Source organism: Streptosporangium sp. H13245 (assembly GCF_055690525.1).
On record NZ_JBSZKT010000052.1, the window covers coordinates 1 to 24,581 of the forward strand.

At 70.8% G+C, this 24,581-nt stretch carries 19 protein-coding genes and 1 pseudogene; 4 read left to right on the forward strand and 16 right to left on the reverse strand.

Features of this window, described 5'->3' with window-relative positions; genetic code table 11:
* The 5 genes and pseudogenes from ACW9TB_RS37070 to ACW9TB_RS37090 all read right to left on the reverse strand — a co-directional run.
* Positions 1 to 1,643 (reverse strand): annotated as a pseudogene (locus ACW9TB_RS37070) (hypothetical protein); the annotation flags it as partial.
* Between the two features lie 56 nt (positions 1,644 to 1,699).
* A complete protein-coding gene (locus ACW9TB_RS37075) occupies positions 1,700 to 3,820 on the reverse strand; it encodes a hypothetical protein (RefSeq protein WP_472752791.1) in 2,121 nt (706 codons plus the stop codon).
* Positions 3,821 to 3,850: 30 nt separating this feature from the next.
* Positions 3,851 to 5,008, reverse strand: a complete 1,158-nt coding sequence (locus ACW9TB_RS37080; RefSeq protein ID WP_472752792.1) for a DUF8094 domain-containing protein — start codon at positions 5,006 to 5,008, stop codon at positions 3,851 to 3,853.
* Between the two features lie 667 nt (positions 5,009 to 5,675).
* Complete coding sequence (locus ACW9TB_RS37085) at positions 5,676 to 5,909, reverse strand: hypothetical protein (RefSeq protein WP_472752793.1); 234 nt, start codon at positions 5,907 to 5,909, stop codon at positions 5,676 to 5,678.
* Complete coding sequence (locus ACW9TB_RS37090) at positions 5,896 to 6,144, reverse strand: DUF6400 family protein (RefSeq protein WP_472752794.1); 249 nt, start codon at positions 6,142 to 6,144, stop codon at positions 5,896 to 5,898. The genes ACW9TB_RS37085 and ACW9TB_RS37090 overlap by 14 nt, the downstream gene beginning before the upstream one ends.
* 257 nt (positions 6,145 to 6,401) lie before the next feature.
* Between ACW9TB_RS37090 and ACW9TB_RS37095 the strand changes: the two genes are divergently transcribed.
* A complete protein-coding gene (locus ACW9TB_RS37095; protein ID WP_472752795.1) occupies positions 6,402 to 6,632 on the forward strand; it encodes a hypothetical protein in 231 nt (76 codons plus the stop codon).
* A 40-nt stretch (positions 6,633 to 6,672) separates the two neighbouring features.
* Complete coding sequence (locus tag ACW9TB_RS37100; protein ID WP_472752796.1) at positions 6,673 to 9,087, forward strand: polysaccharide lyase 8 family protein; 2,415 nt, start codon at positions 6,673 to 6,675, stop codon at positions 9,085 to 9,087.
* Between the two features lie 73 nt (positions 9,088 to 9,160).
* Here ACW9TB_RS37100 and ACW9TB_RS37105 read toward each other — a convergent pair whose 3' ends face one another.
* Positions 9,161 to 9,430, reverse strand: a complete 270-nt coding sequence (locus ACW9TB_RS37105; protein WP_472752797.1) for a hypothetical protein — start codon at positions 9,428 to 9,430, stop codon at positions 9,161 to 9,163.
* Between the two features lie 449 nt (positions 9,431 to 9,879).
* Here ACW9TB_RS37105 and ACW9TB_RS37110 point away from each other — a divergent pair, with 449 nt between their 5' ends.
* Positions 9,880 to 10,521, forward strand: coding sequence for a hypothetical protein (locus tag ACW9TB_RS37110; RefSeq protein WP_472752798.1), 642 nt, complete (start codon positions 9,880 to 9,882; stop codon positions 10,519 to 10,521).
* On the opposite strand, the gene ACW9TB_RS37115 is transcribed toward ACW9TB_RS37110, so the two are convergent.
* The 6 genes from ACW9TB_RS37115 to ACW9TB_RS37140 form a co-directional block, all read right to left on the reverse strand.
* Complete coding sequence (locus ACW9TB_RS37115) at positions 10,522 to 11,589, reverse strand: beta family protein (protein ID WP_472752799.1); 1,068 nt, start codon at positions 11,587 to 11,589, stop codon at positions 10,522 to 10,524.
* A gap of 315 nt (positions 11,590 to 11,904) precedes the next feature.
* Entirely contained in the window at positions 11,905 to 13,515 is a 1,611-nt protein-coding gene (locus ACW9TB_RS37120; protein WP_472752800.1) for a pectate lyase family protein, read from the reverse strand.
* Between the two features lie 602 nt (positions 13,516 to 14,117).
* Positions 14,118 to 14,735, reverse strand: coding sequence for a hypothetical protein (locus ACW9TB_RS37125; RefSeq protein ID WP_472752801.1), 618 nt, complete (start codon positions 14,733 to 14,735; stop codon positions 14,118 to 14,120).
* Positions 14,722 to 16,410 (reverse strand): extracellular solute-binding protein, encoded by a 1,689-nt coding sequence (locus tag ACW9TB_RS37130; protein WP_472752802.1) that lies wholly within the window; start codon positions 16,408 to 16,410, stop codon positions 14,722 to 14,724. Before ACW9TB_RS37130 ends, ACW9TB_RS37125 begins: the two co-directional genes overlap by 14 nt.
* Positions 16,407 to 17,573 (reverse strand): toxic anion resistance protein, encoded by a 1,167-nt coding sequence (locus ACW9TB_RS37135; protein WP_472752803.1) that lies wholly within the window; start codon positions 17,571 to 17,573, stop codon positions 16,407 to 16,409. The genes ACW9TB_RS37130 and ACW9TB_RS37135 overlap by 4 nt, the downstream gene beginning before the upstream one ends.
* A gap of 31 nt (positions 17,574 to 17,604) precedes the next feature.
* Positions 17,605 to 18,729 carry a hypothetical protein gene (locus ACW9TB_RS37140; protein ID WP_472752804.1) on the reverse strand — a complete coding sequence of 375 codons (1,125 nt, stop codon included), beginning with the start codon at positions 18,727 to 18,729 and terminating at the stop codon, positions 17,605 to 17,607.
* 208 nt (positions 18,730 to 18,937) lie between these two features.
* On the opposite strand from ACW9TB_RS37140, the gene ACW9TB_RS37145 reads away from it, so the two are divergent.
* Positions 18,938 to 19,795 (forward strand): 3-methyladenine DNA glycosylase, encoded by an 858-nt coding sequence (locus ACW9TB_RS37145; protein WP_472752805.1) that lies wholly within the window; start codon positions 18,938 to 18,940, stop codon positions 19,793 to 19,795.
* A gap of 94 nt (positions 19,796 to 19,889) precedes the next feature.
* On the opposite strand, the gene ACW9TB_RS37150 is transcribed toward ACW9TB_RS37145, so the two are convergent.
* From ACW9TB_RS37150 to ACW9TB_RS37165, 4 genes are all read right to left on the reverse strand, one after another.
* Entirely contained in the window at positions 19,890 to 21,275 is a 1,386-nt protein-coding gene (locus tag ACW9TB_RS37150; RefSeq protein ID WP_472752806.1) for a glycoside hydrolase family 5 protein, read from the reverse strand.
* Positions 21,276 to 21,342: 67 nt separating this feature from the next.
* Entirely contained in the window at positions 21,343 to 22,140 is a 798-nt protein-coding gene (locus ACW9TB_RS37155; RefSeq protein WP_472752807.1) for a carbohydrate ABC transporter permease, read from the reverse strand.
* Positions 22,124 to 23,074 carry a carbohydrate ABC transporter permease gene (locus tag ACW9TB_RS37160; protein ID WP_472752808.1) on the reverse strand — a complete coding sequence of 317 codons (951 nt, stop codon included), beginning with the start codon at positions 23,072 to 23,074 and terminating at the stop codon, positions 22,124 to 22,126. Before ACW9TB_RS37160 ends, ACW9TB_RS37155 begins: the two co-directional genes overlap by 17 nt.
* 44 nt (positions 23,075 to 23,118) lie before the next feature.
* Entirely contained in the window at positions 23,119 to 24,495 is a 1,377-nt protein-coding gene (locus ACW9TB_RS37165) for an ABC transporter substrate-binding protein (protein ID WP_472752809.1), read from the reverse strand.
* Between the last annotated feature and the right edge of the window lie 86 nt (positions 24,496 to 24,581).

Below are 24,581 nucleotides of genomic sequence, written 5' to 3' on the forward strand. Positions count from 1 at the left end.
TGACACCGGTGGAGCTGGTCCCCCTCGACCGCCACGAGATGACCGACTACCTGGCCGCGCTCGGCGGTACCGACGCCGGTGTGATGCGGAAAGTCGTCGAGCACCCCGGCGTCACGGGCCCTGGAGCCGCGCGCCCCGGTGTCACGTAACCCGGGGTCGCGCACCCTGGGGCCGCGCGCCCCGGTGTCACGTACCCCGGTTTCACGTACGTCGGTTTCACGTGTGTCGGCGTCGCGTGTGCCGGTGTCGCGCATCTCGACGGACGCCTGCCCGGCGATGACGACGGGCTCGGCCTTGGCGACCGGTTTGGCGGCGGGCGGCTCCTGCCTGGGGATGGTGCCGGTGAGCTCCTCGCTCTGGGCGAGGACCTCGCGCGCCCACGCCTGGGTGAGCAGGGCGTCGTAGAGCGGGGTGTCGTGTCCCGGTACGGGTGGCGCGGACGGCGGGCGGGAGGGCCGGGTCCTGCGGGGCGGCAGGGCGGGCAGCGGGGGCAGGCCGGAGGGGTTGGCGGGATCGGAGGAGCCCGCCCCCGGCCTGTCTCCCGGCGCCGCGACCGGCGACACCGCACCCGACGCCGTACTCGATGCCGCGCCTGACACCGCGCCCGACGCCGTACTCGACGGTGTCGCGGCCGGTGGCTTCGCGGGAGGCTTCGACGCCACCGGAGGGTAGGGAGGCGTACCGACCCTGGGCGCGGGCGGCGCCCCCCCGGCACCGCCGGTCGTGGCGCGGCCCGCGGCCGGGGACGCGGGCGACGTGGGCGACCCGGAGGACCGGTGCCCAGGTGACGCGGGGGACCGGTGTCCGGGTGGGGCGGGGGTCCGGCCCCCGGGCGGGGACGCGGGAAGGACCGGGGAGCGGCCACCTCCCGGAGGGGCGGACAGGACGGGAGACCCGCCACGGGCCGGGCGCGCGGGCGGGGCCGCCTCGGGAACCGCCTCCGAGGTCGCCGCGCCGGTGACCTCGGGAGGCAGCGAATCCGTGAGCCGCTGCCGCTCCTCGGCGGAGAGCGGCGCGACCGGAGGATGGGAGATCATCTGCGGCACCGTGTAGCGGATGTTGATCGGCCGCGTGCACACGGAACACCTGATCATGTGAGAGAGCAGGCTCGCCTGGGCGTCCTCCGGGTCCGGGGGAGAGGGCGCCTCGGTCCCGCCGGGGAAGACGCCGGGGAAGACGTCCTCCACCAGCGGGGCGAGCTCCGGGCAGGTACGCCGCCCGTGGGCGAGCGCGTCCAGCCCGCTCACCAGGGTCTCGATCAGGTCCTGGGTACGGGTGGCGAGCCTGGCGACCTCGTCGACGGGCATCGCCAGCACGTGGGAGAGATCCTCCATGCCGAGCGCGTGACGGTACGTCAGCCTGAGGGTCTCCGTGCCCAGGGGGTCGACGATCGTCCACACCCGCTCGATCAGCGAGGCGTCGGGCATGCCGGGCCCCGAACCCGGCACGTACCGCTCCCGGTACCCCGGAGAGGTGCGGCAGTCACGTCGCAGTGCGGCCAGCAGTCGTCCCCGGGCCGTGACGCCTCCGGGAGCGGCCTCGGCCCGGCCGGACGCCAGCGCGGAGACGACCGCCGCGTGCGTCCTGCCGGGTTCGAGGTGGGAGGCGGCGTAGTCCATCAGGTGCGCGCCATGCTCACGCACCCAGGCTGCCCCCTGGCCGGGGCCGGGCGTGAGACGCCCGGTTCCGGTGGGTGTGCTCATCGGCCGTCGTACTCGACCGGGTCCGGCTCGACCTGGCCCCGGTCGGGCCGGCCCTGGTCGGACTGGAAGGGAGCGGTGTTCTCGCCCCGCCAGCCCTCGGGGGCGTTGTCCCCGCCGCCCCCGGGATCCCTGGGGGCCACGCCGTCCCCGGGTCCCGGCTGGGCGGGGTCCAGCCCGCCCGTGTCCGGCTGCCAGGGCTCCTCCTGGCCGGGGACGCCCTGCCGCTGGTCGGGCTGCTGCTGGGGCTGCCGCTGGTCGGTCTGTCCCTGGTCAGGCTGTCCCTGGTCGGGCCGCGGGAGGGTGCTCTCGCTGGGGAGCGGGCTGGGAAGCGGGACGGGCGGAGGATCGGTCACCACGAGCTCCAGGTTCCGCTGGGGCAGTCCGGTGAACTTGGTCCAGTTGCTGATCTGGCCGGGCGCGGGCTCGGCGTACAGCCAGCGGATGAAGGCGGGCCACAGGCACGAGTCGCGGGGGATCATCGCCTGGTCGCCCTGGGCGGACGGGGTCGGCCCCCGGGTCGCGCTGAGCGCCTGGATCTCGTCGGCGGTGTAGTTACGGCACGGCGGGGTGCCCGGCGGGGCGATGTTGAGGTCCCACACGCCGTTCTCGTCCGTGTAGCGCATGCCCCTGTCCAGCCCGAGGGCCTCGTAGGCGCGCCGCAGGAGCTCGGGGTTCTCGAAGACCGGCAGCGAGACGCCGCCGTCCGGGCCGCCGCCGGGAAGCCGCGGGGTGGCCGGCATGAGCACGGTCCCGTCGGGACCCTGCGACGCGTTCTCACCGGGGCCGACGGAAGGCTGCGGCTTTACGGACTGCGAAGGCCCGGCCGAGGGAAGCTTCCGCGACGGGCTGGGCGCCTGCGTGCGCTTGTTACCACCGGGCGGCTGGACCGGCTCCAGGTTGCCGCCGCGCGCGGTCGGTGTCGCCGGGATCGGCAGCGTCGAGGGCCTGCCAGGGTCGCCGGTCGGCCTGGTCTCGGGGGGCGCCGTGGGGAGGGTGACCTCGCCCGAGGGCACGATCGGCCCGCCGCGACCCGACCGGACCGCGGGCCTCAGGGTGCCCGTCGGCCGGGGGTTCCTGGCGCCGTCCCCGGGCTGCGGGGGCCTGACGTCACCGGTGGGCCGGGGCTGCTGCCCGTTCCCTCCGGTGGGCTGGGGCTGGGGCTGCGAGGGCCTGAGGCCACCGGTCGGCTGCGGCCGCTGCCGGTTCCCGTCGGGCTGACGGTTCCCGTCCGGCTGCCTGTTCCCGTCCGGCTGGCGGTTCCCGCCGGTCGGCTGCGGCTGGGGCTGCGGCTGCCTGTCGCCGTTGGTCGGCGGCGACTGCGACCGCCCGTTCCCGCCGGTGGGCTGGGGCTGCGACGGCCGCGAGGGGTCCGAGGACCTCGTCCCACCGGCCTCGGGAGCGGGCTTGGGCGGCGAGACGACCTCGACGTTCTCCACCGGGCGCTCGATGACGCTGCCGCTCTCGTTGTCGCTCTCCGAGATGTTGCCGCTGATCTTCTTCGTCGGGGTCGGCGGCGGTGGGGCGGGGGGCCTGACGGGCTGGTTGTTCACCGGCGGGGGCTGGGCGGGAGGCTGCGCGGGCCCGGGGTTGGGGGCGGGCTGGACCGGCGCCGGGTCGGGCCGGGCGGGCGGGTCGGCCTTCTTGGTCGCCGTGGGCTTCGGCGCGGTCGTCTTGGGAGCCGACGGCGGGGTCGGCGTGCTCTTGGGGTTTCCCGGCCGCTGGAGCGGCGCGGCCGCGGCGGCGGCGACCCCCAGGACGGGAAGGGCGACACACCCCTCCGCGGAGGACCCGAGCGCGTGCCCGTCGGTGGTGGTGGTCAGGCAGACCCGCTGGTCACCGGCGGCGGCGGCCGGCTTGGCACCGTCCGCGATCGTGCTGCCCGCGTCGGCGCCGGAGAGCGGGAGCGGCTGGTCGCCGCCGGGTGCCGCGCTCGACGTCCAGGCTCCCGCCTGGTCGTCGAGGAGGTACGTTCCCGCGGCGAGCCGCATCACCTGCCCCTCGCCGGGGTCGGGGCGAATGGCGATGACGGTTCCCAGTCCGGCGCCGGCGCCGAAGACACCGATCGCGACACTCGCAGTGATCACCGTCGCGCGCGATGGCTTACGTGAGGGTGTCATTAGAATGTTCCTTTTCTTCCGGTGAAAACGTCAGTCGCCGTGGCTTTCCAGGACGTCGCTCCACTCGCCCAGCACGCGAGCGGGCTCGTTCGAGCCGGCGGGGGGGACATGTGTCACATACATGCGTCCGTATGTGGCGCTCACCGAGTTGGCGAAGGACTTGTCGCGGGTACGGACGGCGGCCGAGCCCTTCAGCTTGACCTTCGCCCCTTCCCGCACCGCCTCGCGGAGCTCGGTGGATCGGGCTCCGTACCAGACCAGGGCGCCCCCGTCACTGGTCCTGAGCGCGCGTACCGGTCCCTCAAGCCGGTACGACAGCGCGAGCTTCCAGTCGGCCTGGTCCAGCTGGGCGCGCTCCTGCTGCCAGAACAGCGCGGCCTCGCTGGTCCACGGGCCCTCGTCGAACCGAGGGTCGACCTCGGCGTTCTCCAGGCTCGCCAGATGCGCGCGGGCGATCTGCCGAGGGGTGGAGCTCAGCCCGGTGGCGTTCTCCGGGAGGCTCGTCGCGTACCCCTCGCCGTCGGTGGCGATCTTGGGGAACCGTCCCGGGGTGGCGCGCGTGTCGGCGGCCGAGGCGACGAGCCGCCAGCCCCCGGGGGCCGAGCTCATCACGTCGACGATCCTGGCGACGCCGGGCTCGTACGAGACCGCGACGAACCAGTCGGCGGCGCCCTCCACGTGGCGCGGGATCCACACCTGGGGGTTGGGCCATATCCCCGTCGCCAGTGAGGTCCCCTGCATCTCGGCGGTCTTGAAACCCGCCCGCGTCATCTCCAGCGCGAGCCCGTGCTCCAGCTTCGCCATGGCCGCCTGGTCCTTCCTGGCCTGGGCCACCGACAGCCCTCGCTGGTAACGGCCGTGGATGCCGTACGCCTCCTTGGCGGTGAGCTCGGGCGAGCGGGACCCGGTCGGCGGGTCGGCGGCCGGCGGGGTGGTCCTGGTCTCGCTCCGTGGCCTCTCCGGCTTCTTCGTGAGAGTGGCCTCGGGGCGGGGGGACGTGCCCGTGCCGCTTCGGGTGGGCTTCGGGGTCGGTTTGGGAGTGGAGCGGGAGGGGGTCGGCGTCGGTGAGGGCGAGGAGGCCGCCTTCCCCCAGCCGGTGTCCGAGGGGTCGGGAGTGGGGTTCGCCGCCAGGGACGAACCGGAGGGTGCTCTGGTCGCGAGCCAGAACGCGGCCACGGCGATGATCACTAAAACCGCCGTGAACAGAATAACCTTCCGCCAATCGAATGACAGGAGGCGTTCGGGATGCCAGTCGGATGCGTGTTCGGAATCGTGCCTAGAGGAACCACTGCCACGGCCAGAGGACCCAGCCTGTCCATCTGGGAAATCTGATGCACGCCATGACATAGGTCCAAATATTAGACTGACCGTGATCTATTTGGAAGGTAAAGGGCTCAGTAATTGACACTTATGGTTATTGGGTTATAACTTAACACTTAAGTAGAAATACGGGCTGTCCGAAACAGGCAATGCCCCCACCTGCTGCCATCCTGCGGGTGGACCGTGCCACGAGTTCTCTAGAGACGTACGGCCATCCAGAGGTTTCGGATGATCCTTCATGTTTCTTGTTGAACTGCCATTTCCCTGGGGCAGGCCGGTCGTTCGTCTCCCGTTGGGCTTTCCGGCGGGGCTCCGGAGCCCTCGTCGCGTACCGGACGATCGCGCAACCGTTTCCCACTCCGGATTGTTGCAAGCCGTCATAGCAACTTGATATGTATACGTTTCCTCTGTTTGACCGTTCGGCTACCGGCCCGTGTTCGGCTAATTGGAACCCCTGCTTTTCCGGGGGCGCGCGGACGGCGGCCCTCCGCCCCCGGGCGGTCGCCGGAACCGCGACCGGCCCACGGCTTCGGGGTCAGTGGCGGGTGGTGTCGCTCCCCGCGCCGAAGCCCGTCTCGTGGTTCCACAGGTGGGCGCACGCCGGGCACTGCAGGTGCAGCAGGCTCCCGGTGGTGCCGAGGAGATAGCGCCAGTGCTCCCCGCAGTTGCGCCCGCCGAGGCAGTCGCCGCAGTCGCGGTGATCCCGGCAGGAGGGGCAGGGCACCCACGCCCTGCGCCCGAGGTCGGCGTGCGGGTCAAGTGGCAGCACGGCCGTGCCCTCTCCGGGGGAGTACACCGGCGGTCACGAGCATGTCGTAGGTCTCCCGCTGCCGTTCGTCGAGGTTGGAGTAGAGGAGGTCGTACGCCTCCTCCTCGGCCCGCATCGCCGCCACCGGGTCCCAGCCGGGCTCCAGCGCCGCCATGACCGCGGCGCGGCGGCGGGTCTCCTCAAGGGTGAGGTCGATCTCGAAGTCGGTGTGCGGTCTGGTGTCGTCCTGGCTCATCGCGTGACTTTCCGGTCGGCAGGGGCGGGGGCATCCGGGGATATCCGGGGATATCCGGGGGCGCGCTCTTCGCGGTCGGCCGTACGCGCCCCGAGGGGAAGCTCCTCGAAGAAGGGGAGTTTTGTCCGTTATATACCTTAAGTGGCTTTCGTCATGGTCCCCGTGTGACGCGTGCCACGGACGACCGGCCTCACGGAAGGCGGATCCGCGCGACGGGGTATGAGACTCCCGAGGACAACCACGGCTCGGGGGCTGCCATGACCGCGTACACCCTGTCGATCGTCGAAGGCGACACCGGCGACGTCTCGTCCGGCGACGACATCTTCTCGCCCGCCTCCCCGGTCGACTTCAGCCAGCTCGACCCGTACACCCTGCTGTGGCTGACCGAGCACGGCTACGAGGAGCGGGGAAGGCGGGTCGTGGTCACCCCGGCGGGCCGCGAACCCGAGGGGGTCCGCGTGGTCGCCTCCCGCGACGTGGACCTCTGATCTCCTGCGGCGCGGATGACTTCCGCCCGACAATTTACGCGTGAACGGACATTCCCGGAGATCGTTTCTCCGGCTCGGCGGTGTCACCACGGCGGGAGCGCTGATCCCGGCGTACGCCGCGCGTACGGAGACCACGCCGCGTGCGTCGATCGACCCCTTCGTCCCGCTGCGCCACCGGTGGCGGGACGTGACGGCCGGGTCGGGGTTCGACGCGACGGCCGAGCCGTACCGGACCTGGCTGGCGAGGCTGGGGGCGAGGGCGGCCGGATACCGGGACGCCATGGCGCCGACCGGCGCGTCGCTCTGGCCCGACCTGGCGTTCCCCTCGCTCGGCGCCACCCCGGCCAGGCTGCGGACCATGGCCCGCGCGTACGCCCTGCCGGGGACCGGCCTGACCGGCGACGCGAGCCTGGCCTCGGCCGTCGCGGGCGGCATCGACCACTACCGGCGGAGGGTGTACGCCGCGGGCGCCGACGAGGTCGGCAACTGGTGGTACTGGCGGATCGGCACCCCCAGGAACCTCCTCGACGCGGCCCTGCTGATCGGCCCGCACCTGACGGACCGGCGGAGCGAGGCGCTGCGGGAGGCGGTGGACCACTTCCTGCCCGAGTGCCACCTGGACGACTACAGCGGGACCAGCACCGGGGCCAACCGGGTGGACCTGTGCGTGGTGACGCTGCTGCGCGCCGTCCTCGGTTCCGACCCGGCGAAGGCCGCGCTGGCCGTCTCCGCGCTCTCCCCGGTCTTCCCCTACGTCACCGAGGGCGACGGGTTCTACCGGGACGGCTCCTTCGTCCAGCACACGACCGTCCCCTATCAGGGGACGTACGGAGCGTCGCTGCTGTCCGGTCTCGCGACGCTGTTCGCGGTGTTGCGCGGCTCGCCGTGGGAGATCACCGACCCGAACCGGCAGGTCGTCTTCGACAGCGTCGAGAGGACGTTCGCGCCGGTCGTCCACGACGGCTTCTGCATGGACCTGGTCAGCGGCCGGGCGATCGGCAGGCGGCCGTACGGGGACCACGACAGGGGGCGCGCGATCGCCTCCGCGATCCTGCTGCTGGGGGAGACCGCCTCCGCGGCCGAGCGGTCCCGCTGGCAGGGCATGGTGAAGGGGTGGGCGCTGCGGAACACCCACAGGCCCATGCTCGAAGCGGCCGAGAACGACGACCTGGGGTTCCACGCGCGCCTCGCCGCGATCCTGGACGACGACACCGTCCCCGCGACCGGCGAGCCCGAGGGGCACCGGCTGCTCGCGATGAGCGCCCGCGCCGTGCACCGCGCCCCGCGCACCGGCCCGGCTCGCGGTGCGCGGAGTGGACCCGGCTGGTGCGCGGGCCTCAGCATGGCCTCCCATCGCATCGGCCACTACGAGCACGGCAACGGCGAGAACCTCCGGGGCTGGCACACCGGTTCGGGAATGCTCTACTGGTGGGCCGACGGTCACGGCGACCAGTACTCCGACTCCTTCTGGGCCACCGTCGACCCCTACCGCCCGCCGGGTACGACCGTCTCCACCCGGCGGCTGGCCGACGGCGCGGGCGAGGCGTGGGGGGACACCTGCCCGCCGGGCCGCTGGGTGGGCGGCGCCACCGACGGCGTGTACGCGACGGTCGGCCAGCACCTGAACGGCTTCGAGAGCACCCTGGAGGCCTTCAAGTCGTGGGTCTTCCTCGACGACGCGGTGGTCTGCCTCGGCGCCGGGATCACCGCCGAGGACGGCGTGCCCGTCGAGACCGTCGTGGACAACCGCAGGACCGACGCGCTCCTCACCGTGGACGAGGGGAAGGGCTGGGCACACCTGGAGGGGCACGGCGGCTACGTCCTGCCCTGCGGCACCCGCCTGCGCACGCTGCGCGAGACACGCACCGGCGACCGGGACCCGGCACCGGGCGGGGCACGTACCGGCGGCCCGTCCCAGGGTGAGGCACGCATCGGTGTTTCGGCGCCGAGCGGGGCACGCGGCAACGGCCCGGACCAGGTGGCCCGGAGTTATGCGACCCTCTGGTTCGACCACGGGGTCGACCCCGTCTCGGCCGGTTACGTCTATCTGCTCCTGCCGGGCGCGAGCCTGGCGGAGACCAGGGCCCGCGCCGCCGACCCCGGCTGGGCGCGCGTGCTCGCCAACACCGCCCGGCAGCAAGGTGTCCAGGTCCCGTCACTCGGGATCACCGCCGTCACCTTCTGGAACGACGGAACCGCCGGTGACCTCGCCGCCTCCGCCCCGTGCGCGGTCCTCGTCAGGGAGCGCGGCGACGGTACGGCCACGCTGACCGTGTCGGACCCCCGGCGCGACCTGAACGAGCTGGCCGTGACCTGGAACCGGCCGGTGACCGAGGTGCTCCACGGACACCCTCTCCTGGCGAGCGCCACGACCGGCGCGAGGCTAACGCTCACCTTCGGACGCCTGGCGAGCCGGGGCGGCGGCTCGAACACGGTCACCGTACGCCTCGCCTGACGGGGGCACCGGCCTCGGCGGTGGTCTCGGCCTGGAGGGGACGAGACCACCGGGACCCGTTACCTCTGAGTGTCTAGAGGAGGCCGATGTTGCCGTAGCCGATGAGCGGCATGCCGCCTCCGAGGCCGATCCCGTTCCCGGTCCCGTCTCCGAGGTTGAGGCCGCTCCCGGTCCCGTTCCCGAAGGTGATGCCGCTCCCGGCCCCGTTTCCGAGGCCGAGGCCGATCCCGTCCCAGGGGTCGGAGGGGGACGCCGTCGCGTGGGCCGGACCGGCGGCGAGCGCGGGCGCGGTCAGGACGGCGCCGAGAGCGACCAGTCCGGCGGCGATCGTGGTGCGGTTCATCGTGGTCTTCTTCCTTTTGGGGAGGGGTGGCCCGCATGCCGCGGGCCACCTCGCTGTTGCCGTGAGCGCCAATGGGACTACTCAGAGCGAGCATGTTCAAGCTTGGGAAGCATCTGGACGTGTCCGCCAGAGTTCGGGACACTCCCGCAGCTGTCCTGCCTCGGCCGGAAGGGGGGAGGGTACCGCCACGCACCCGCCCCACCCGTCCCACTCGGGCCCGCCCGGACGAAGACCGTCCCGAAGGCGGCGAGCCGGGCGGTACGGCACCGGTGCGCCGGTTCCCGGATACGGGGGACGGGCGTTCCGGGACAACCGCCGTCCGAGTGCCCACCCGTCCCCGGTGGCGCAGACGAATCTGGCCGTTCCGGCCTCACCGATCATCAAGCCCGGCACGATGGGAGACCACCACGCGCGACCGCCTCATCCGCGAACACGAGCAGGAGGACATCGTGGTCCCCAAGTGCGAGCAGCTCGGATCCGTCGATCTCACCACCTGGCGGGTCGTTCCCGGCGAGACCAACCACGAGGAGAAGGAGACCGGCGTCTGGGCGGTTGCCGGAGGCGACGGTGACGACTACTCCCTCTATCTGGAGGTTCTCGACGCGGAGCAGCCCAGGGAGGTCGCCGAGTTCATCGTCGAGTCGGTCACCGACCACGCGCACCGGCTGCGGCTGGAGGGCGCCCTGGCCGAGGTCGAGCGGGAACGCCGCAGGCAGCGGGCCGAGGGGCCCGACCCGTCGAACCCGCACCTCGTCGAGGTGGCGAAACTGGCGGGCCTGGTCGAGCAGGTCGGCGGGATCGGAAGGGAGTTCGGCCGCGACAGGTTCGACACCGGCCGGGAGGAGCTCGACAAGCGCCTGTACGCCCAGCTGACGCAGGTGGCCGCTACGGCGGTGGCGTGGATGGAGAGCATCCTTTCCCGCGACGAGACCTACGACGAGACCCGCACCGAGACCCGCTCAAAGATCCACGACGAGACTCGCACTGAGACCCGCTCAGCGGCCCGCGACGAGACCCGCTCCGAGACTCGCACTGAGACCCGTTCAGCGGCCCGCGACGAGATCCGCTCCGACGGCCGCGACACCCACTGATCACGGTCGTCTGAGGTGGGTCAGCCGTTCGAGCACCATGGCGAAGTGGTGCGACAGGCTGCAGGCGTGCCACGACTCCGGTCTCCTCGGCAGCAGCGGCTGCCCGTTGGCGAAGCGCTCGATCTGCTCGTCGCCCCACGAGAACGCCGCTCCCCTGGACGGCCGGAGATCGGCGACCACCGCCCTGCACAGGTTGTCGAAGCCCGCGAGGGCGCCGGGGCCCTCGCGCCGCTCGCACCGGTAGGCGTACCACTGGCCGTCGACCGCGTACCGCAGGTTCGGGTGCGGGTTCCGCCCCGGTGACACCCGCGGGCTGAACACGCCGTAGTCCGCGTAGGACAGTTCGGTCGCGGTGTGCGAGGCCGCGACGGTCGTCCACAGGACGGCGTCCCGCCGGGGGATGGCCACCGGGGTGTCGAAGGGGATGTCGGCGAGGGTCCTGGGGAACGCCCCGGCGGCCAGGGTGACCGAACGCACCGGTAACCGTTTCGCCCAGGTGAGCGCCTGCCAGGCGGCGGCGGTACGGTCCCTCAGCAGGGCGTCGGAGTCGACCGCCCACAGGTCGAGCACGAGGTCGATGTCCTTGAACCCCAGGCCCAGCTGGTCGCGGATCCGCCGCGACAGCCGGGCGTCGTCCGCGGGGGTGCGCGGCTCGGACCAGGGCACGCGGAGGCAGGCCCCCTTCCGGTGCCGCGCGGCTGCGTACCCCGCGCTCAGGAACGCGTGCTCGCCGTCGTCCGGCCGTACCACCGGGATCATGCGATAGCCGAGTTTCCCCACGGCGTTGGACACCATCGACATGACACCGCGGTTGTCCGGCTTTCTGTACCTGTCGAGCACGCGGCGGCAGTCCACCGCGAAAACGCGGTTGTCGGGCAGATGCTCCTCCACGCGTTTCTCGAAAGCGGCCACGCTCTCGATTACCGAACGGTTCTCGTCACCGCTGTCCGACTCCTGCGGCATCATCTCGATCAGCGGCCGTACGGAGGGCCGGAGCTCCTCGGAGAGCTTCCCCAGGGCCAGGAACTCGGCGGCCCGCCCCTTCAGGATCGGCATGTACACCCTCATGACATGGTTCTCCGTGTGGTTGGCGAACCCGCGTCCGGTGCGGCGGTCATCCCACGCCTCCCGGCGGGCCGTCGCCTTTCCGGCTTTCATGACGGTGTACTCGGGCGATGAATTCGTCAATATTCCCGGGAGCCATATTCCGCGAGAACCGTCCGCCCGCCGATGCCTTTGGGATTGGGTTGACAGAAGGTGGTCAATGCAATTCATGAGAAATGGGCGGTAGGCCCGGCGGGCGCGGAGTGAGCCGCCCGCCGGGCCCCGGCCCGCGAGGTTCCGGGAAACCCAGGGAAATCCCGGGAAGATCAGGGGAGGAGGTCAGCCGCCGATCTTGCCGACCCCCGCTCCCGCGCTGACGATCGCCCTCACGGAGTTCGGGTCGTCCAGGGTGTAGCCGTAGTACGAGCTCGCCTCCTGCACGCTCCCGCCGCACTCGGGCGGCCCGGAGTCGTCGAGCACGTTGTTCCGCGCGACGCACCTGCCCGCGCTACCGGCGTAGGTGTTCGTCGCGGGCACCTCGACCCGTTCGAAGTAGTTGCCCTCGACCAGGCATCCGGCGTTCAGCTGGCAGGCCACCCCGACGTCGGTGTTGTAGACGTAGTAGTTGTTGAACACGTGCACCGGCTCGCCGAACCGCACCCGGGGGTTGCGCTGCGGCGTCTGGTTGAACCAGTTGTGGTGGTAGGTGACCTTCAACCGGCCGACGTCCTGCGCGCTGTTGCCGTCGTCGTGGCCGAGCAGCATGTTCTTGGTGTGGTCGTGCGTGTGGTTCCACGACACGGTAACGTACGACGAGCCGCGCTTGATGTCGATGAGCCCGTCGTACCCGTCGGCCAGGTCGTTGTGGTCGATCCAGACGTGGTGGGAGAACATCTGCACGTTGATCGAGTCGTCGCTGGCGTTCCGGAACGTCAGGTTGCGGATGATGACGTTGTTCACGGCGTTCGCGGGCGGCGAGGTGATCGCGTTGTCCGCGGGAAGGCCGATGTTGAGCCCGCCGCCGCTGATGCCGCCGCCGGAGCCGATGCCCACGATCGTCTTGTTCGAGGCGACGTCGTACATCCCGGCCGGAACCGTGATCATCCCGCGTACGCAGATGTTCAGCGGCCCGCTCTGGCCGATCGCGGAGATCAGCTCGCTCGCGGTGTCGACCTCGACGGTCGGCCCGCCCGCGCCGCCGGTGGTCCCGTTCCGGCCCCAGGCGTTCACCGAGGCGAACCCGACGGGCGTCCCCGAGGTGGGGCAGGTGCCCGGGGGCGGCGGTGTGATCGTGGGCGTGACCGGCGGCTCGCTCGGCCCGCCGACATCGGTCACCAGCACGTCGTCGAACGAGGCGCTCGCGTAATAACCGGCGAGGCCCACCCTGCCGGAGGGGAAGGTGGAGTCCGTCGCCGACACGACCTGCACGTTGTTCACGAAACCGCGCAGCGTCGAGCCGAACGCCTCAAGCCTGAGGGTGTACCAGGTGCCCGGGGTGACCGTCGCCGAGGCCGAGCCGAGGGTCGTCGGGGCGCCGCCGGTCCGTTTGCCCAAGACGACCGAGCCCGCGTTGCTCAGTCCCAGGAAGTAGTAGTTGCTGGTGCTCTGCGCCCTGGCCAGCACCGCGACGTACCGCCCGGTGCCGTTGAACGCGATCGGTCTCACCCGCGCCTGCACCGCCTGGCCGGACCAACCGGCACCGGCCACCGTCCTGGCGTCCGCGCCGGTTCCGGACTGCCGGTACGCCTGGGAGCCGTCGGCCACCACCGACCAGCTTCCCCCGGACTTCGACCAGCCGTTGGAGTCGCCGTCCTCGAAGTCGTCGCCGAACAACGAGGCGGCGAACGCGCTGGGCATCGCCACGAGCACCAGCGCCCCGATCACCGCGAGGGCGAGGGACGTCACGAGCGCGGTGAGCGGCGAGCCGCCGAGCCCTTTCCTTCTTCGCACCGTGGAACCTCCAAGTTCCGTCAGTGCCGACCTGCCGTGCTTCCGGCCGGGTCGGCCATGGCCTCGCGCCGGGGCCGACCGGCGGCGCGGGCGGGCCGCGTTCCGCGGTCACGCGCACGTCGCCGGGGCCCGGCGAGCGGTGTCCACCGGGCGGCGTACGCGCCTGCCCCCGGCCCCCTGGGTGAGGGCTTCGGGCATGGCTGACCTGCGGCGGAGTACGCCAAGCAGACCCGTGACGCCGCTCGCGGACGAAGGGTGGGAAAGCGCTATCCAACTCTTTTCGCACTTTTACGCCCGGAGAAAGGTGCGGGTCAAGCACCCAGTTCGCCCCGATGCCACCGGTACCCCGGCAGGCCGTACCGCCGGGACGCTGTTCCCCCAGGTGAGACCCCTCACGGGCGACGCGAAGACGGCACGAAAGTCTTTTCGCGAACGCGGGATCCGGTCGGACCTCTCCGCCCGACGATCTCGATATCGCCGGAGCGCCGGGCGGTGGGGTCGGGTGGCCGGGGCAGAGGTCCTGGCCGGAGCCGTGTCGCCGGGCGGTGGGGCCAGGCGGGGACGTCAGCCGGAGGCGTCGGGCGGTGGGGTCGGCGGCCGGGTCAGAGGTCCAGGCCGGAGCCGCCGAACCGGTCCCTGAGGAACCTGCCCTGGTCGCGCAGGGCCTGCTCGTCGCCCCGGTAGACCGACTCGGCCACCTTGCGCAGCTGGCCGTCCAGCAGGTCGAGCTGGGCGAGCAGTTCCTCGTGCGCGCTGCGCTCCCGCTCGCCGCGCCGGGTGAGCGCGTAGGAGCGGGGCAGGTTCGCGTACGCCTCCAGGCTGGACGGCAGGTAGTCCCTGATCGTCTGCGACACGATGTGCAGGTGGTCGGGCGAGGAGGTGAGCGTGTCCGCCCGCCGGAGGATGTCGCGCAGCACCTCGGCGAGCGCGCCGACCCGCGTCATCACGTCGTCGGGGAACCGGTTCCCGCCGACCTCGGCCAGCAGGGCGTCCAGGTCGGTGCCCAGCTGCCGCGACTCCACCTCCGCGTGCGAGATCGTGAGCCGCACCCGGTCCGCCGGTGTCAGCAGCGCCCCGACGCCGTACAGCCCGGCGACCACGACGGGCCAGTACGCCCCGGCGAGGTCGAGGAAGACGAGGACGACCCCGGCGAGGGCGAGGGCGCACCCGACGATGTTCCTGGTCGACCCGGCGTAGGCGAGGATCCTACTGGTAGCCACGGATCTCCTTGAAGGCCGTGGCCAGCGAGCCCTTCCGGGCGTCGAAGGTCGCCCCGCCGGTGAGCTCGGCGATCCGTTTCATCTCGTCGACGTCGCTGTCGCCGAAGAGCACGACGAACGTCCTGAACTTCACGGGGAGCGACGCGTAGTAGTCGGCGAAGTCGTCGTAGGAGCTGCCGTCGGTGTTCTCGCCGTCCGTCATCAGCACGATCGAGGTGAAGTCCTCCGACGTCGGCGACCCCGCCCGCTCGTAGGCGGCCCGCAGGCTGTCGAAGATCGCGGTCCCGCCCTCGGCCCGCAGCCCCGCGCTGTACGAGCGGATCCGCTGGAGCACCGGTTCGGCGTCACGGTCGGGCAGCGTGAAGGTCTCCGGGGTGCCGGGGCCCGTGCTGAACGGGATCATCGTGACCGTCTCGCGGTCGCGGAAGCGCGAGAACGACCCGCTGACGGAGGTGTCGGCGCCGGACAGGGCGGTCAGCGCCTGCTTGAGCGCGTCGATCCGCTCTCCCCGCATCGAGCCGGAGGTGTCCAGTACGAACAGGGTCCGCGACGGCCTGCGCACCTGGTTGAGGTAGACGCCGATCAGCTGGTCGGCCGCGCCGCGCCGGTTGGGGAAGGGCAGCTCCACCAGCGACGCGGTCCCGAAACGCGGGTCGGGGCCGACCTGGGGGACGATGGGCCTGCGGTGGGTGGTGGTCATGATCTCCCGCTGGATCTCCGGCGTGCGCAGCCAGGCGGTGAGCCTCCCGTACAGCTCCTTCTTCTCCGGGGTAGCGGAGCTCAGCAGCGTGAGCGGGTAGTCGGCCGTCACCACCCCGTCGCCCGGGTAGATCAGCGTGAGCGGCTCGGAGAGCCTGCCGGAGGCGTTGAGGCCGAGCAGCACCGACTCGTAGTTCACGAGCCCGTCCACCGTGCCCTCCTTGACGTACGCGTCCGCGAGCCAGCCGGAGGAGCCGGAGGTGAGCGTCTGCGCGGAGAAGAACTCCTTCAGTTTGGGGGTCGCCGCGGCGATCTGGGCCTCCTCCAGCGCCTCACCGGCGTCGGAGAGCGCCGCCGTCACGCCGACCAGCGCCGAGAATCCGGAGTTGGACGCCGCGGGGCTGGTCATGCCGAAGGTGAACTTCCCGGCGCTCGCGGCCGAGGCGATGTCGTTCCAGGTCACCGCCTTCTTGTCCCAGCCGAGCTCGCGGGCCTTGGACGCCTTCAGGCCGAGCAGCACGGGCGAGACCATGACCTTGGTCTGGGTCGAGAGCCGCGCGGCGGCCCCGTCGATCAGCGACAGGTAGCGGTTGGAGGAGAACCACGTCGCGTCGTACCGCTTGTCCGCGCCGCCGCTCGCCACCTGGTCGGCCCCGTCGAGCGTTCCCGCGTACGACAGCGTGACCCGCACGCCGATGGCGTCCTGGGCCCGCCTGAGCAGCGGCTCCAGGTCGCCGACCTCGCTTCCCGCGAGGACGCGGAGCACGCCGGAGCCGTTCGAGGGGCCGTTCGCGGAACTGTTCGAGGGGCCGTTCGAGGAGCCGTTCGAGGGGTCGGCGGGCGTGTCGGCCCCGCCGCACGCGGCCGACGCCACCAGCAGGGCCAGCACGACGAGCGCCCGCCAGGGCGGACGCGCACCCGCCCGTACGCCGATCGTCCGCCCGGCCCGGAGCACACCCGCTCGCATACCGGTCATCGGGCGGAGCCCTGGTCGTCGCCCCGCTGTGAGCGGTCCAGGTACGTGCGCGCGTGGTCCAGCTCGACGGTGAGGCTGTCCACGGTGATCGCCATGTTCTCCACGGCCTTGGCCTTGAACGTGTCGATCGTGTCCATGGTGGCGTAGATGTTGTCGAACGCCTTGCGCAGCGCGTCCATGCTGACCGTGGTCGACGCCGCCTGGGTCTGGATGTCGGCCGCCTGCGTGCGCAGCATCTCGCTGGTCGCCACGATCAGGTCGGAGGTGGTGCTGTTCAGCGCCGTGATCTGGTCGAGCACGAGTTTTTGGTTGGCGAGGGCCTGGGCCACGGTCACGGCCGTGCGCAGCGCCGCGATCGTCGTCGTGGTCGCCCGGTCCACGCCCTTGATCAGTTCGAGGTTGTTCTTGCGGACCAGGTCCAGCGCGAGATACCCCTGGGCGGACACCGCGAGCTGGGTGAGCAGGTCCTGGTGCTTCTGCCGGATGCCGAACAGCGCGTCCGAGCGCAGGGCGGTGGCCTTCTCCGGCTCGGCCGCCTCGACGTACATGATCTTCTCTTCCACCGCGGCGTCGAGGGCGGCGGCGAGCAGGGCGTACTCCTGCAGCCGCTTCATCGACTCCCACAGGTTGGTCTTCTCGCCCTCGATGGCCGCGTTGTCCTTGCGCAGCTCGTCCTGTCCGGACTTGAGGGCGCGGATGATGTCGTCGAGGTGTTTCTGCGCCGAGTGATACTTCGCGAAATAGTCGCGCAGCTTATCGCCGAACGGGATGAGTCCCAGCAGCTTTCTGGCCGGGCCGGACGTCTGCTTGGGGTCGAGGTCGACGATCGTCCGGCGCAGCGCGACCAGCTGCCCCGCCACCGCCGCCTGCGCGTCCCGGCCCTCACCCTTGGCGGACGCCAGCGCGGCCACCGGACGCTTCAGCATGCGGTTCGCGACCTGGGAGGAGGCCCGGATCTCCGCGTCGCCCATGGAGGTGATGTCGTGCACCTTGCGGGTGAACTCCGGCGACCTCGGGTCCAGGCCGCTCAGCTCCTCGGCGAAGCCGCCGGCCTTCTCCGCCAGTTCGGCGTCGCGCCCCTCCGGGATCGGCAGCATGGTGGCCGCCTTCTCCGTGGGCACCTTGGCCACGGGTTCCGGCGGGCTGAGCACGAGATCGCTCACGGTGGTCTCTCCTCGAAGCGCGGGGAAGGGTTCAGGGGGTGGACGAGGGGACCGCTCCGGACCGGTAGAGCGTCTCGACCGCGGAGATCATGCCCTCCAGCCGCTCGTGGTCGGGGGGCTCCACCACGTCGACCAGGCCGGGTGGCAACGGGGCCTTCACCTTCGCCACGAGGTCGTCGAACGCCTTGGCCTGAGCGGTGCGGAAGCCGTACATGGCCGCGAGGCGCCCGAGTTCCGGGTCCTCCTGGAGGAGCCGTCCGACCTCGGTGCCCCGCGCGCTCAGCGGTACGAGCGTGTGCTTGCTCAGGACCGTGGGCGCGGGGTAGAGCAGCCGCATGTCGGGACGGATCGAGCCGTCCCCGGCGAACAGCCGCGAGGCGTACTGCGCCTCGTAGATCACGACCATGGGCGTCTTTCCCATCCCCAGGGACAGGTAGTCCTCGAACGGAGCCTCGGTGGAGGTCTCGGAGTATCCCTGGTCGAGGAAGAGGGGGGCGACGGTCCCGGCGACCTTGGCACCCTGCTCGTCCGAGGTGACCACGTCGTCGCCGTTGGCCACGTAACCGGCGATCGAGAGGTACATCGCCGCGGAGTTGGAGGTGCGGATGTCGGTGGTGGTGAGCAGCACGCGCTTGCGCGCCGGGTAGGCGGTGTTCCCCGGCAGCTTGTCCCACCGGGTGCCTTTCGCCACCAGATCCAGATATTTCTGGATATCAAGGACCTGATACCCCTGGCCGGAGTCCCGTACGACGCCCGCTTTGGTGAGTACGTCCACGATCGGGGTGAAGGTGGCGATCGCCATGGGCGAGGAGAACGGCGCGAACGTGCGGGCGGCGCCCCGGTCGCGCCTGATCTTCTCGGCCGCCGGGGCGCTGGACGGGAACGCGAAGCCGTACTTCTTCAGGTCCACCGAGGTCGCGATCTGGCGCGATCCGGCGGTGTCGACCTCCACCCGGAGGCCGTGCTTGGCGAAGACCGCCCGCACCCTCGGGTCGTCGAAGAACGGCTTCTTCTCGGAGCCGATCACCCCGCGGACCAGGACGGGCTCCCGCGCCTCCGCGCTCCCGCCGCCCCCGCCGCCGTTGCCCACCACGATCGCCGCCACCACGGCGGCGCCGAGGAGCAGCGCCAGCCCGACACCGATCCAACGCCTCATGTGATTCCTCGAAACCTTGCCCCGTATCGCTATGAAATAGCGGGTGTAATTGAATTATGTGATTAAGGACGACAGTACGGAGCGAGGCACTCACGATGTATTGATAATTCACTTTCCGTTCACCGATGTGCCGCCCAACCGGCACTCGCCGCCACGGGCGTACGGGCCGCCATGCCGGGCACCACCGGCCCGCGCGTACCATTCAGCGGTGGAGGTTCTGGAACCGGAGGAGTGGCGGGCGCGGGCGGAGGCCCACCGGCTGCGGATCGAGGTGTGGGCGGGGCCGCACCTGGCGCGCAGGGCGCGGGGCGAGGCCCATCCCATCGAGGACTTCCTGTTCACCTACTACGGGCACCGGCCCGCGCGGCTGCGGAGGTGGCATCCGGGTGCCGGGGTCGTCCTGCGGGGGGCGCGCGACTTCGGCCGCGACTACCTCGACACCCCCGAGGGGGCCACGCTCGACACCGCCGCGCTGATGGGCAGGCGCGGGTCCTCCATCGAGTGGATCACGCGGCTGCTGGCCGCCACCGCGGCCCGGCCGGGATATTTCGGCTGCTTCGGCCTGCACGAGTGGGCGATGGTCTACCGGGCCGCCGAGGTGCGGCACGAGGCCTGGCCGCTGCGGCTCGGCGAGGAGGAGATCGCGGAGGTCGTGGAGCAGCGCGGCGTGCGGTGCGGCCACTTCGACGCGTTCCGCTTCTTCACCCCCGAGGCGCGCCCGCTCAACGTGCTGCAGCCGACGCGGGAGCGGCAGCCTGAGCTGGAGCAGCCGGGCTGCCTGCACGCCAACATGGACCTCTACAAGTGGGCGTACAAGCTGTCACCGCTGGTCAGCGGCGAGCTGGTCGCCGACTGCTTCACGCTGGCCCGCGACATCCGCGCCGTGGACATGCGGGCCAGCCCGTACGACCTGAGCGCGCTCGGCCATCGGGCGATCCGGATCGAGACGGCCGAGGGGCGGGCCGAGTACGCCGCCGAGCAGCGGGGCTTCGCCGAGCGGGCGGCACCGCTGCGGCGCCGCCTGCTCGACGCCTGCGAACACCTGCTCGCGGGCACCCGCTCCTGATCCGTCGTACCCGGCCCGACCTGATCCTTCGCACCCGGCTCGACTCGCCGCACCCGCCCCTGACCTCTCGCGTCCAGGCTGTGGATCCGAGGCCTCAGCCGTTGCGCAGCTGCTCGACGAGGGTCGTCCGGATGTCGCAGTTGCGGAGCGCGAACGAGTCGGCCAGGGCGATCAGCTCGTCCTCGCCCAGCCCCTGGAACAGCTTGGCGTACTCGTAGGCCAGGGGCTGGGCGACCGCGAGGTTCAGGATGAGTGTGCGGACCCAGTCGAAACGGCCCCACGGGTACGGGTCGAAGTCGGGGAACTCGTTCGCGATCATGTCCTGGAACGGCTTGGTCACCTCGGCGATCCCGTTCCCGTCGCTGCCCCAGTTGTCGGCGCCCAGGCGGTTCTTCTTCGCCACGAAGTCGCCGAAGCGCCTCAGGTACGGGGAGTCCGGCCGCACCATGGCGACCCCCTGCCGCCCGAGGTCCTTGTACATCCAGCTCGACCAGCTCGCCCCCTCGCGGCGGTAGATCTCAAGCTGGTCCGCGAGGACCTGCCTGCGCATGGCGTCCTTGCGCTCGTCGCCGGTGTAGATCGGCGCGAACTCGCCCACCCAGACCGGGGTCCCGGTCTGGCGGCTGTACTCGGTGCGCTTGAGGTACTTCTCCTCCAGCGCGGCCCGGTCGTAGTACTTGCCGTCGGTGATCCCGGGGTAGTCGCCGCCGTTGCCCATGCCCGGGGCGGCGTAGTCGTGGCAGACGTAGACGGTGTTGTCCCACTCCTTGTCGAAGACGTCGAACTCGGTGGAGTAGGTGTTGCCGTCGAGGAACAGGATGTGGCGGTCGTCGATCGCGCGGATCGCGTCGACCAGGCGGGTGTAGAAGGGGCCGACGACCTCGCGCGATTCGTCGGCGGGCTCGTTGATCGGGTTGTAGCCCGCCACCCAGGGGTTGTCCCTGTAGTGCTCGGCGATGCGCTCCCAGATCGCCACCACGCGGTCCTGGAAGTGGGGGTGGTCGAAGAACGCCGGCCGGTGGGTCGGGTTGTCGGAGTGCCAGTGGTGGTTCTGCGACCCCGGCAGCGCGTGCAGGTCGATGACCGAGTAGATCCCGTGCCGCGCGCACGCCTCGACGGCCCGGTCGAGGTGGCGGAAGCCGTCCTCCTTGAACTCGAACGGCCTGGAGTCGTCCTCGAAGTGCCGGTAGTTGACGGGGAACCGCACGCAGTTCATGCCCATGCCGGCCAGCAGTTTCGCGTCCTCCTCGTCGAAGAACGCGGTCAGCAGCCGTTCGAAGAACAGCTCGTACTTCTCCTCGCCGAGGACCTCGCGGAGCGTGCCGCGCATCAGCGACTCGTTGCCGGAGTAGCCGGTGATGAAGTTCTCCATGTTCAGCCAACCGCCCACGGCGACGCCTCGCAGGCGTACGACGGTGCCCGTCTGGTCGACGAATTCGCGACCTGCCGTGCGGAGGAAGGCCGTGTTGTCCGACGTCATGTGCTCTGTTCCTCAAATCTGGAAGCGCGGTGGATCATGGGGTGGTCTCGGGGGCGGGGCAGGGGGGTTACTTCAGCGCGCCGGCCGCCAGGCCCCTCTCGAAGAGGCGCTGCAGGCACAGGTAGGCCACGATCTCGGGGATCGCGGTGATGACCGCGCTGGCCAGGACCTTGGTCTGGTCGTTGCTGAACTGGCTGACGAAGAACTGCGGCAGCAGCGTGACCGTCTGCTTGGCCGGGTCCTGGATGAGCACCAGCGGCAGCAGGTAGTCGTTCCAGGAGCCGATCAGCGTCAGGACGACGATCGCCGCCGCGATGGGCCGGGTCATCGGCACGACGATGTAGCGGAAGGCCGTGAACACGTTGGCGCCGTCGACCCTGGCCGCGTCGAAGAGCGAGTCGGGGACGCCGTCGACGAACTTGCGGGCCAGCAGGACGGTGAAGGGGATCTGCAGCGCGGCCAGCGGCAGCACCACCGCCCAGTACGTGTCGTACACGCCCAGCCTGAGGGTCGTCGCGAACAGCGGGGTGAGCAGCACGACCTCGGGCAGGGTGAGGGCGGCGAGGATCATCCAGAAGTAGACCTCCTTGCCGCGGATGTGCAGCTTGGAGAACCCGAAGGCGGCGAACATGGTGAGGACGTAGACGATCAGGATCGTCGAGACGGAGATGATGACGCTGTTCACGAAGAACGTCCCCACGGTGCCGACGGCGAAGACGGCCTCGTAGTTGCCGAGCCCCTCACCCGCGAACGACCCCTGGACCATGACCACCAGCGGGAACAGGTAGGGGATGATCATCAGGGTCACGAGGATCTGCAGCAGCAGCCTGGTCGACAGCCTGCGCGCCTCAAACACTGGATTCACCGTCCTTACGGTTGGCGCGGGTCGCGACGACGATCGCGCCGAGCAGCGCCAGGATGAGCAGGAGGACCGACAGGGCCGCCCCGTAGCCGACGTGGGCCGACGGGATGCTGATCCGGTAGATGTAGGTCCCGAGGAACTCGGTGCTGTAGTTCGGCCCGCCGATGGTCACCAGGTACGGGACGTCGAAGGTCTTCAGCGCGCCGATCACGCCCAGCATCGCCAGGGCCACCGTCGTGCCCCGCACGCCGGGCCAGACGATGCTTCTCAGGACGCGGAGGTTGCTCGCCCCGTCGGTGCGCGCCGCTTCGAGCGTCTCGGGGTCGATCTGCCCCATCGCGGCGTAGTAGAGGACGAACGTGAGGCCGGTGAACTGCCAGACCGTGATGAACATGATCACCGGCATCGCGGTGGACGACTGGGCCAGCCAGGGCTGGGCCAGGAAGCCGAGGCCGATGTGCTCCAGGGTCCAGTTCAGCTGGCCGTCCGCGGCGAACATCTGCCGGAACACCGGCGCCATCGTCGACGCCGCGAGGACCACCGGGGTGAAGACGAGCACCTTGTAGACGGCGCCGAGCCGTACCTTCGAGTGCAGCAGCGCCGCGAACACGAACCCGATGGCGGTCTGCACGGTGAACGTCACCACGAAGAAGACCACCGTGTTCCAGATGGCCTTCCAGAAGATGGGGTCCCGCATGATCGCCGTGTAGTTGGCGGCCCCGACCGGCGTGGGGGTCGGGCTGGTGCCGTCCCAGTCGAGCGTCGAGATGTAGCCGGTCTCGATGATGCAGAAATAGATCAGTCCGACGACGAAGACGAACGCCGGCATGATCCACGGCAGGCCCGAGGGCCTCCCGCCCCTCTTCCGGGGGTTGCCCGGAAGAGGGGCGGGCGACGGACGGCGCGCCCCGATCTTCGGCGAGGTTGTGGAAGTCATGGATCTCCCTGCGCGGGTGGGATGGAGACAGGCCGTCAGCGGCTCTACTTGATGTTCTCGGCGCTGCTCTGCAGGGTCGCGGCGGCCTCTTCCGGCGTGGCCTGCCCCGCCGCCACCGTGGTCGACGCCACGCCGATGGCGGTCTGCAGGTCGGCGCTCACCGTCGCGAGGCGCGGCTCGGACGACTTGCCCGCGTCACTGATCAGCTTCTCCAGCGCCGGTCGCTGCGCGGTCGGGTTGACGAGCTTGATCGAGGCCCAGTCCGGCTGGGCGCTGGTCAGGGCGGGGATGTCGTTGAGGATGTTGGCGACCGCCTGCTGTCCCGCCTGCGAGGTTCCGAGCCAGGTCGCGAAGGTGGTGGCGGCGGCGATGGACTTGGACTTCTTGCTCACGGCCAGGCCGAAGTCCGCGTCACCGTAGAGCGACCCGACGTTGCCGGTGCCCGCCACGTCGGGGAACGCGATCGGCAGCTGGTTGAACGGCTTGGGGTCCGCGACGCCGGCGCCGGAGATGGCGGCCGTGCTGCCGTCCACGGTGGAGTACTGCATGTACCAGGTGCCCATCATGACCATGGCGGCCTTGCCCGACATGAAGTCGTTGTTGGCGTCCGGGTACTGCTGCACGCCCAGCGCCCCGTCCTGCATGATCTTGTCGTCGAACAGCTTCTTCCAGATGGTCAGCGCCTGGACGATCGTCGGGTCGGTCCACGGGACCTTCTTCTCCAGGGCCTGCGCCCAGACACCCGGCTTGATGTTGTTGCTGATCGCCTGGAGGGTGTCCTCGTTGAACGCGGTCTGGGCGGCACCCTGCACGAAGCACTTGACGCCGTTGGTCTTGAAGGCCGCGCAGACGCTCTTCCACTCGTCGTAGGTGGTCGGCGGCTTCAGGCTGTACTTGTCGAACAGGTCCTGGTTGACCCAGACCGATCCGGCGTAGTTGGAGCCGACCGACAGCGCGGCGAGCTTGCCGTCCTTGGTCAGGCTGGACACCCCGATCGGGGCGAGCTTGGACTTCCAGTCCGCGCCGAGCGACTTCTCGACGGCGGGGGTGAGGTCGATGGCGTTCACGCCGTAGATGCCGACCGAACCGTTGGCGGCCCCCGGTGCGACGTCGAAGACGTCGGGTCCGACCGACGAGGCCAGGGCGGGGCGGATCGCCGCGTCGTAGCCGTCGATGGTCAGCTTCTTGTAGGTGACCTTGATGTTCGGGTAGGCCTTGTTGAACTCCTTGATGTACGCCTCGGCGGGGGCCGCGTCGGGCGTCCATCCCCACCAGGTGATGTTGCCCGAGTCGGCCGAGCCCGTGTCCGTGGTCTCGGTCGTGGCTCCGCCGGCACATCCGGCGAGCGCCAGCACCGCGGCGGCGAGCGCGGCGGAGGCTCCGGGGAGACGGCGCTTCCAGATTCGCGAGGATCCCAGCATGATCTCTCCTTGCACGTGACTCGCACGCACTGGTCGTGTCGACGCCGCGCGTCCTCCGCCGAACGGGGACGATCGCGACGGCCCGC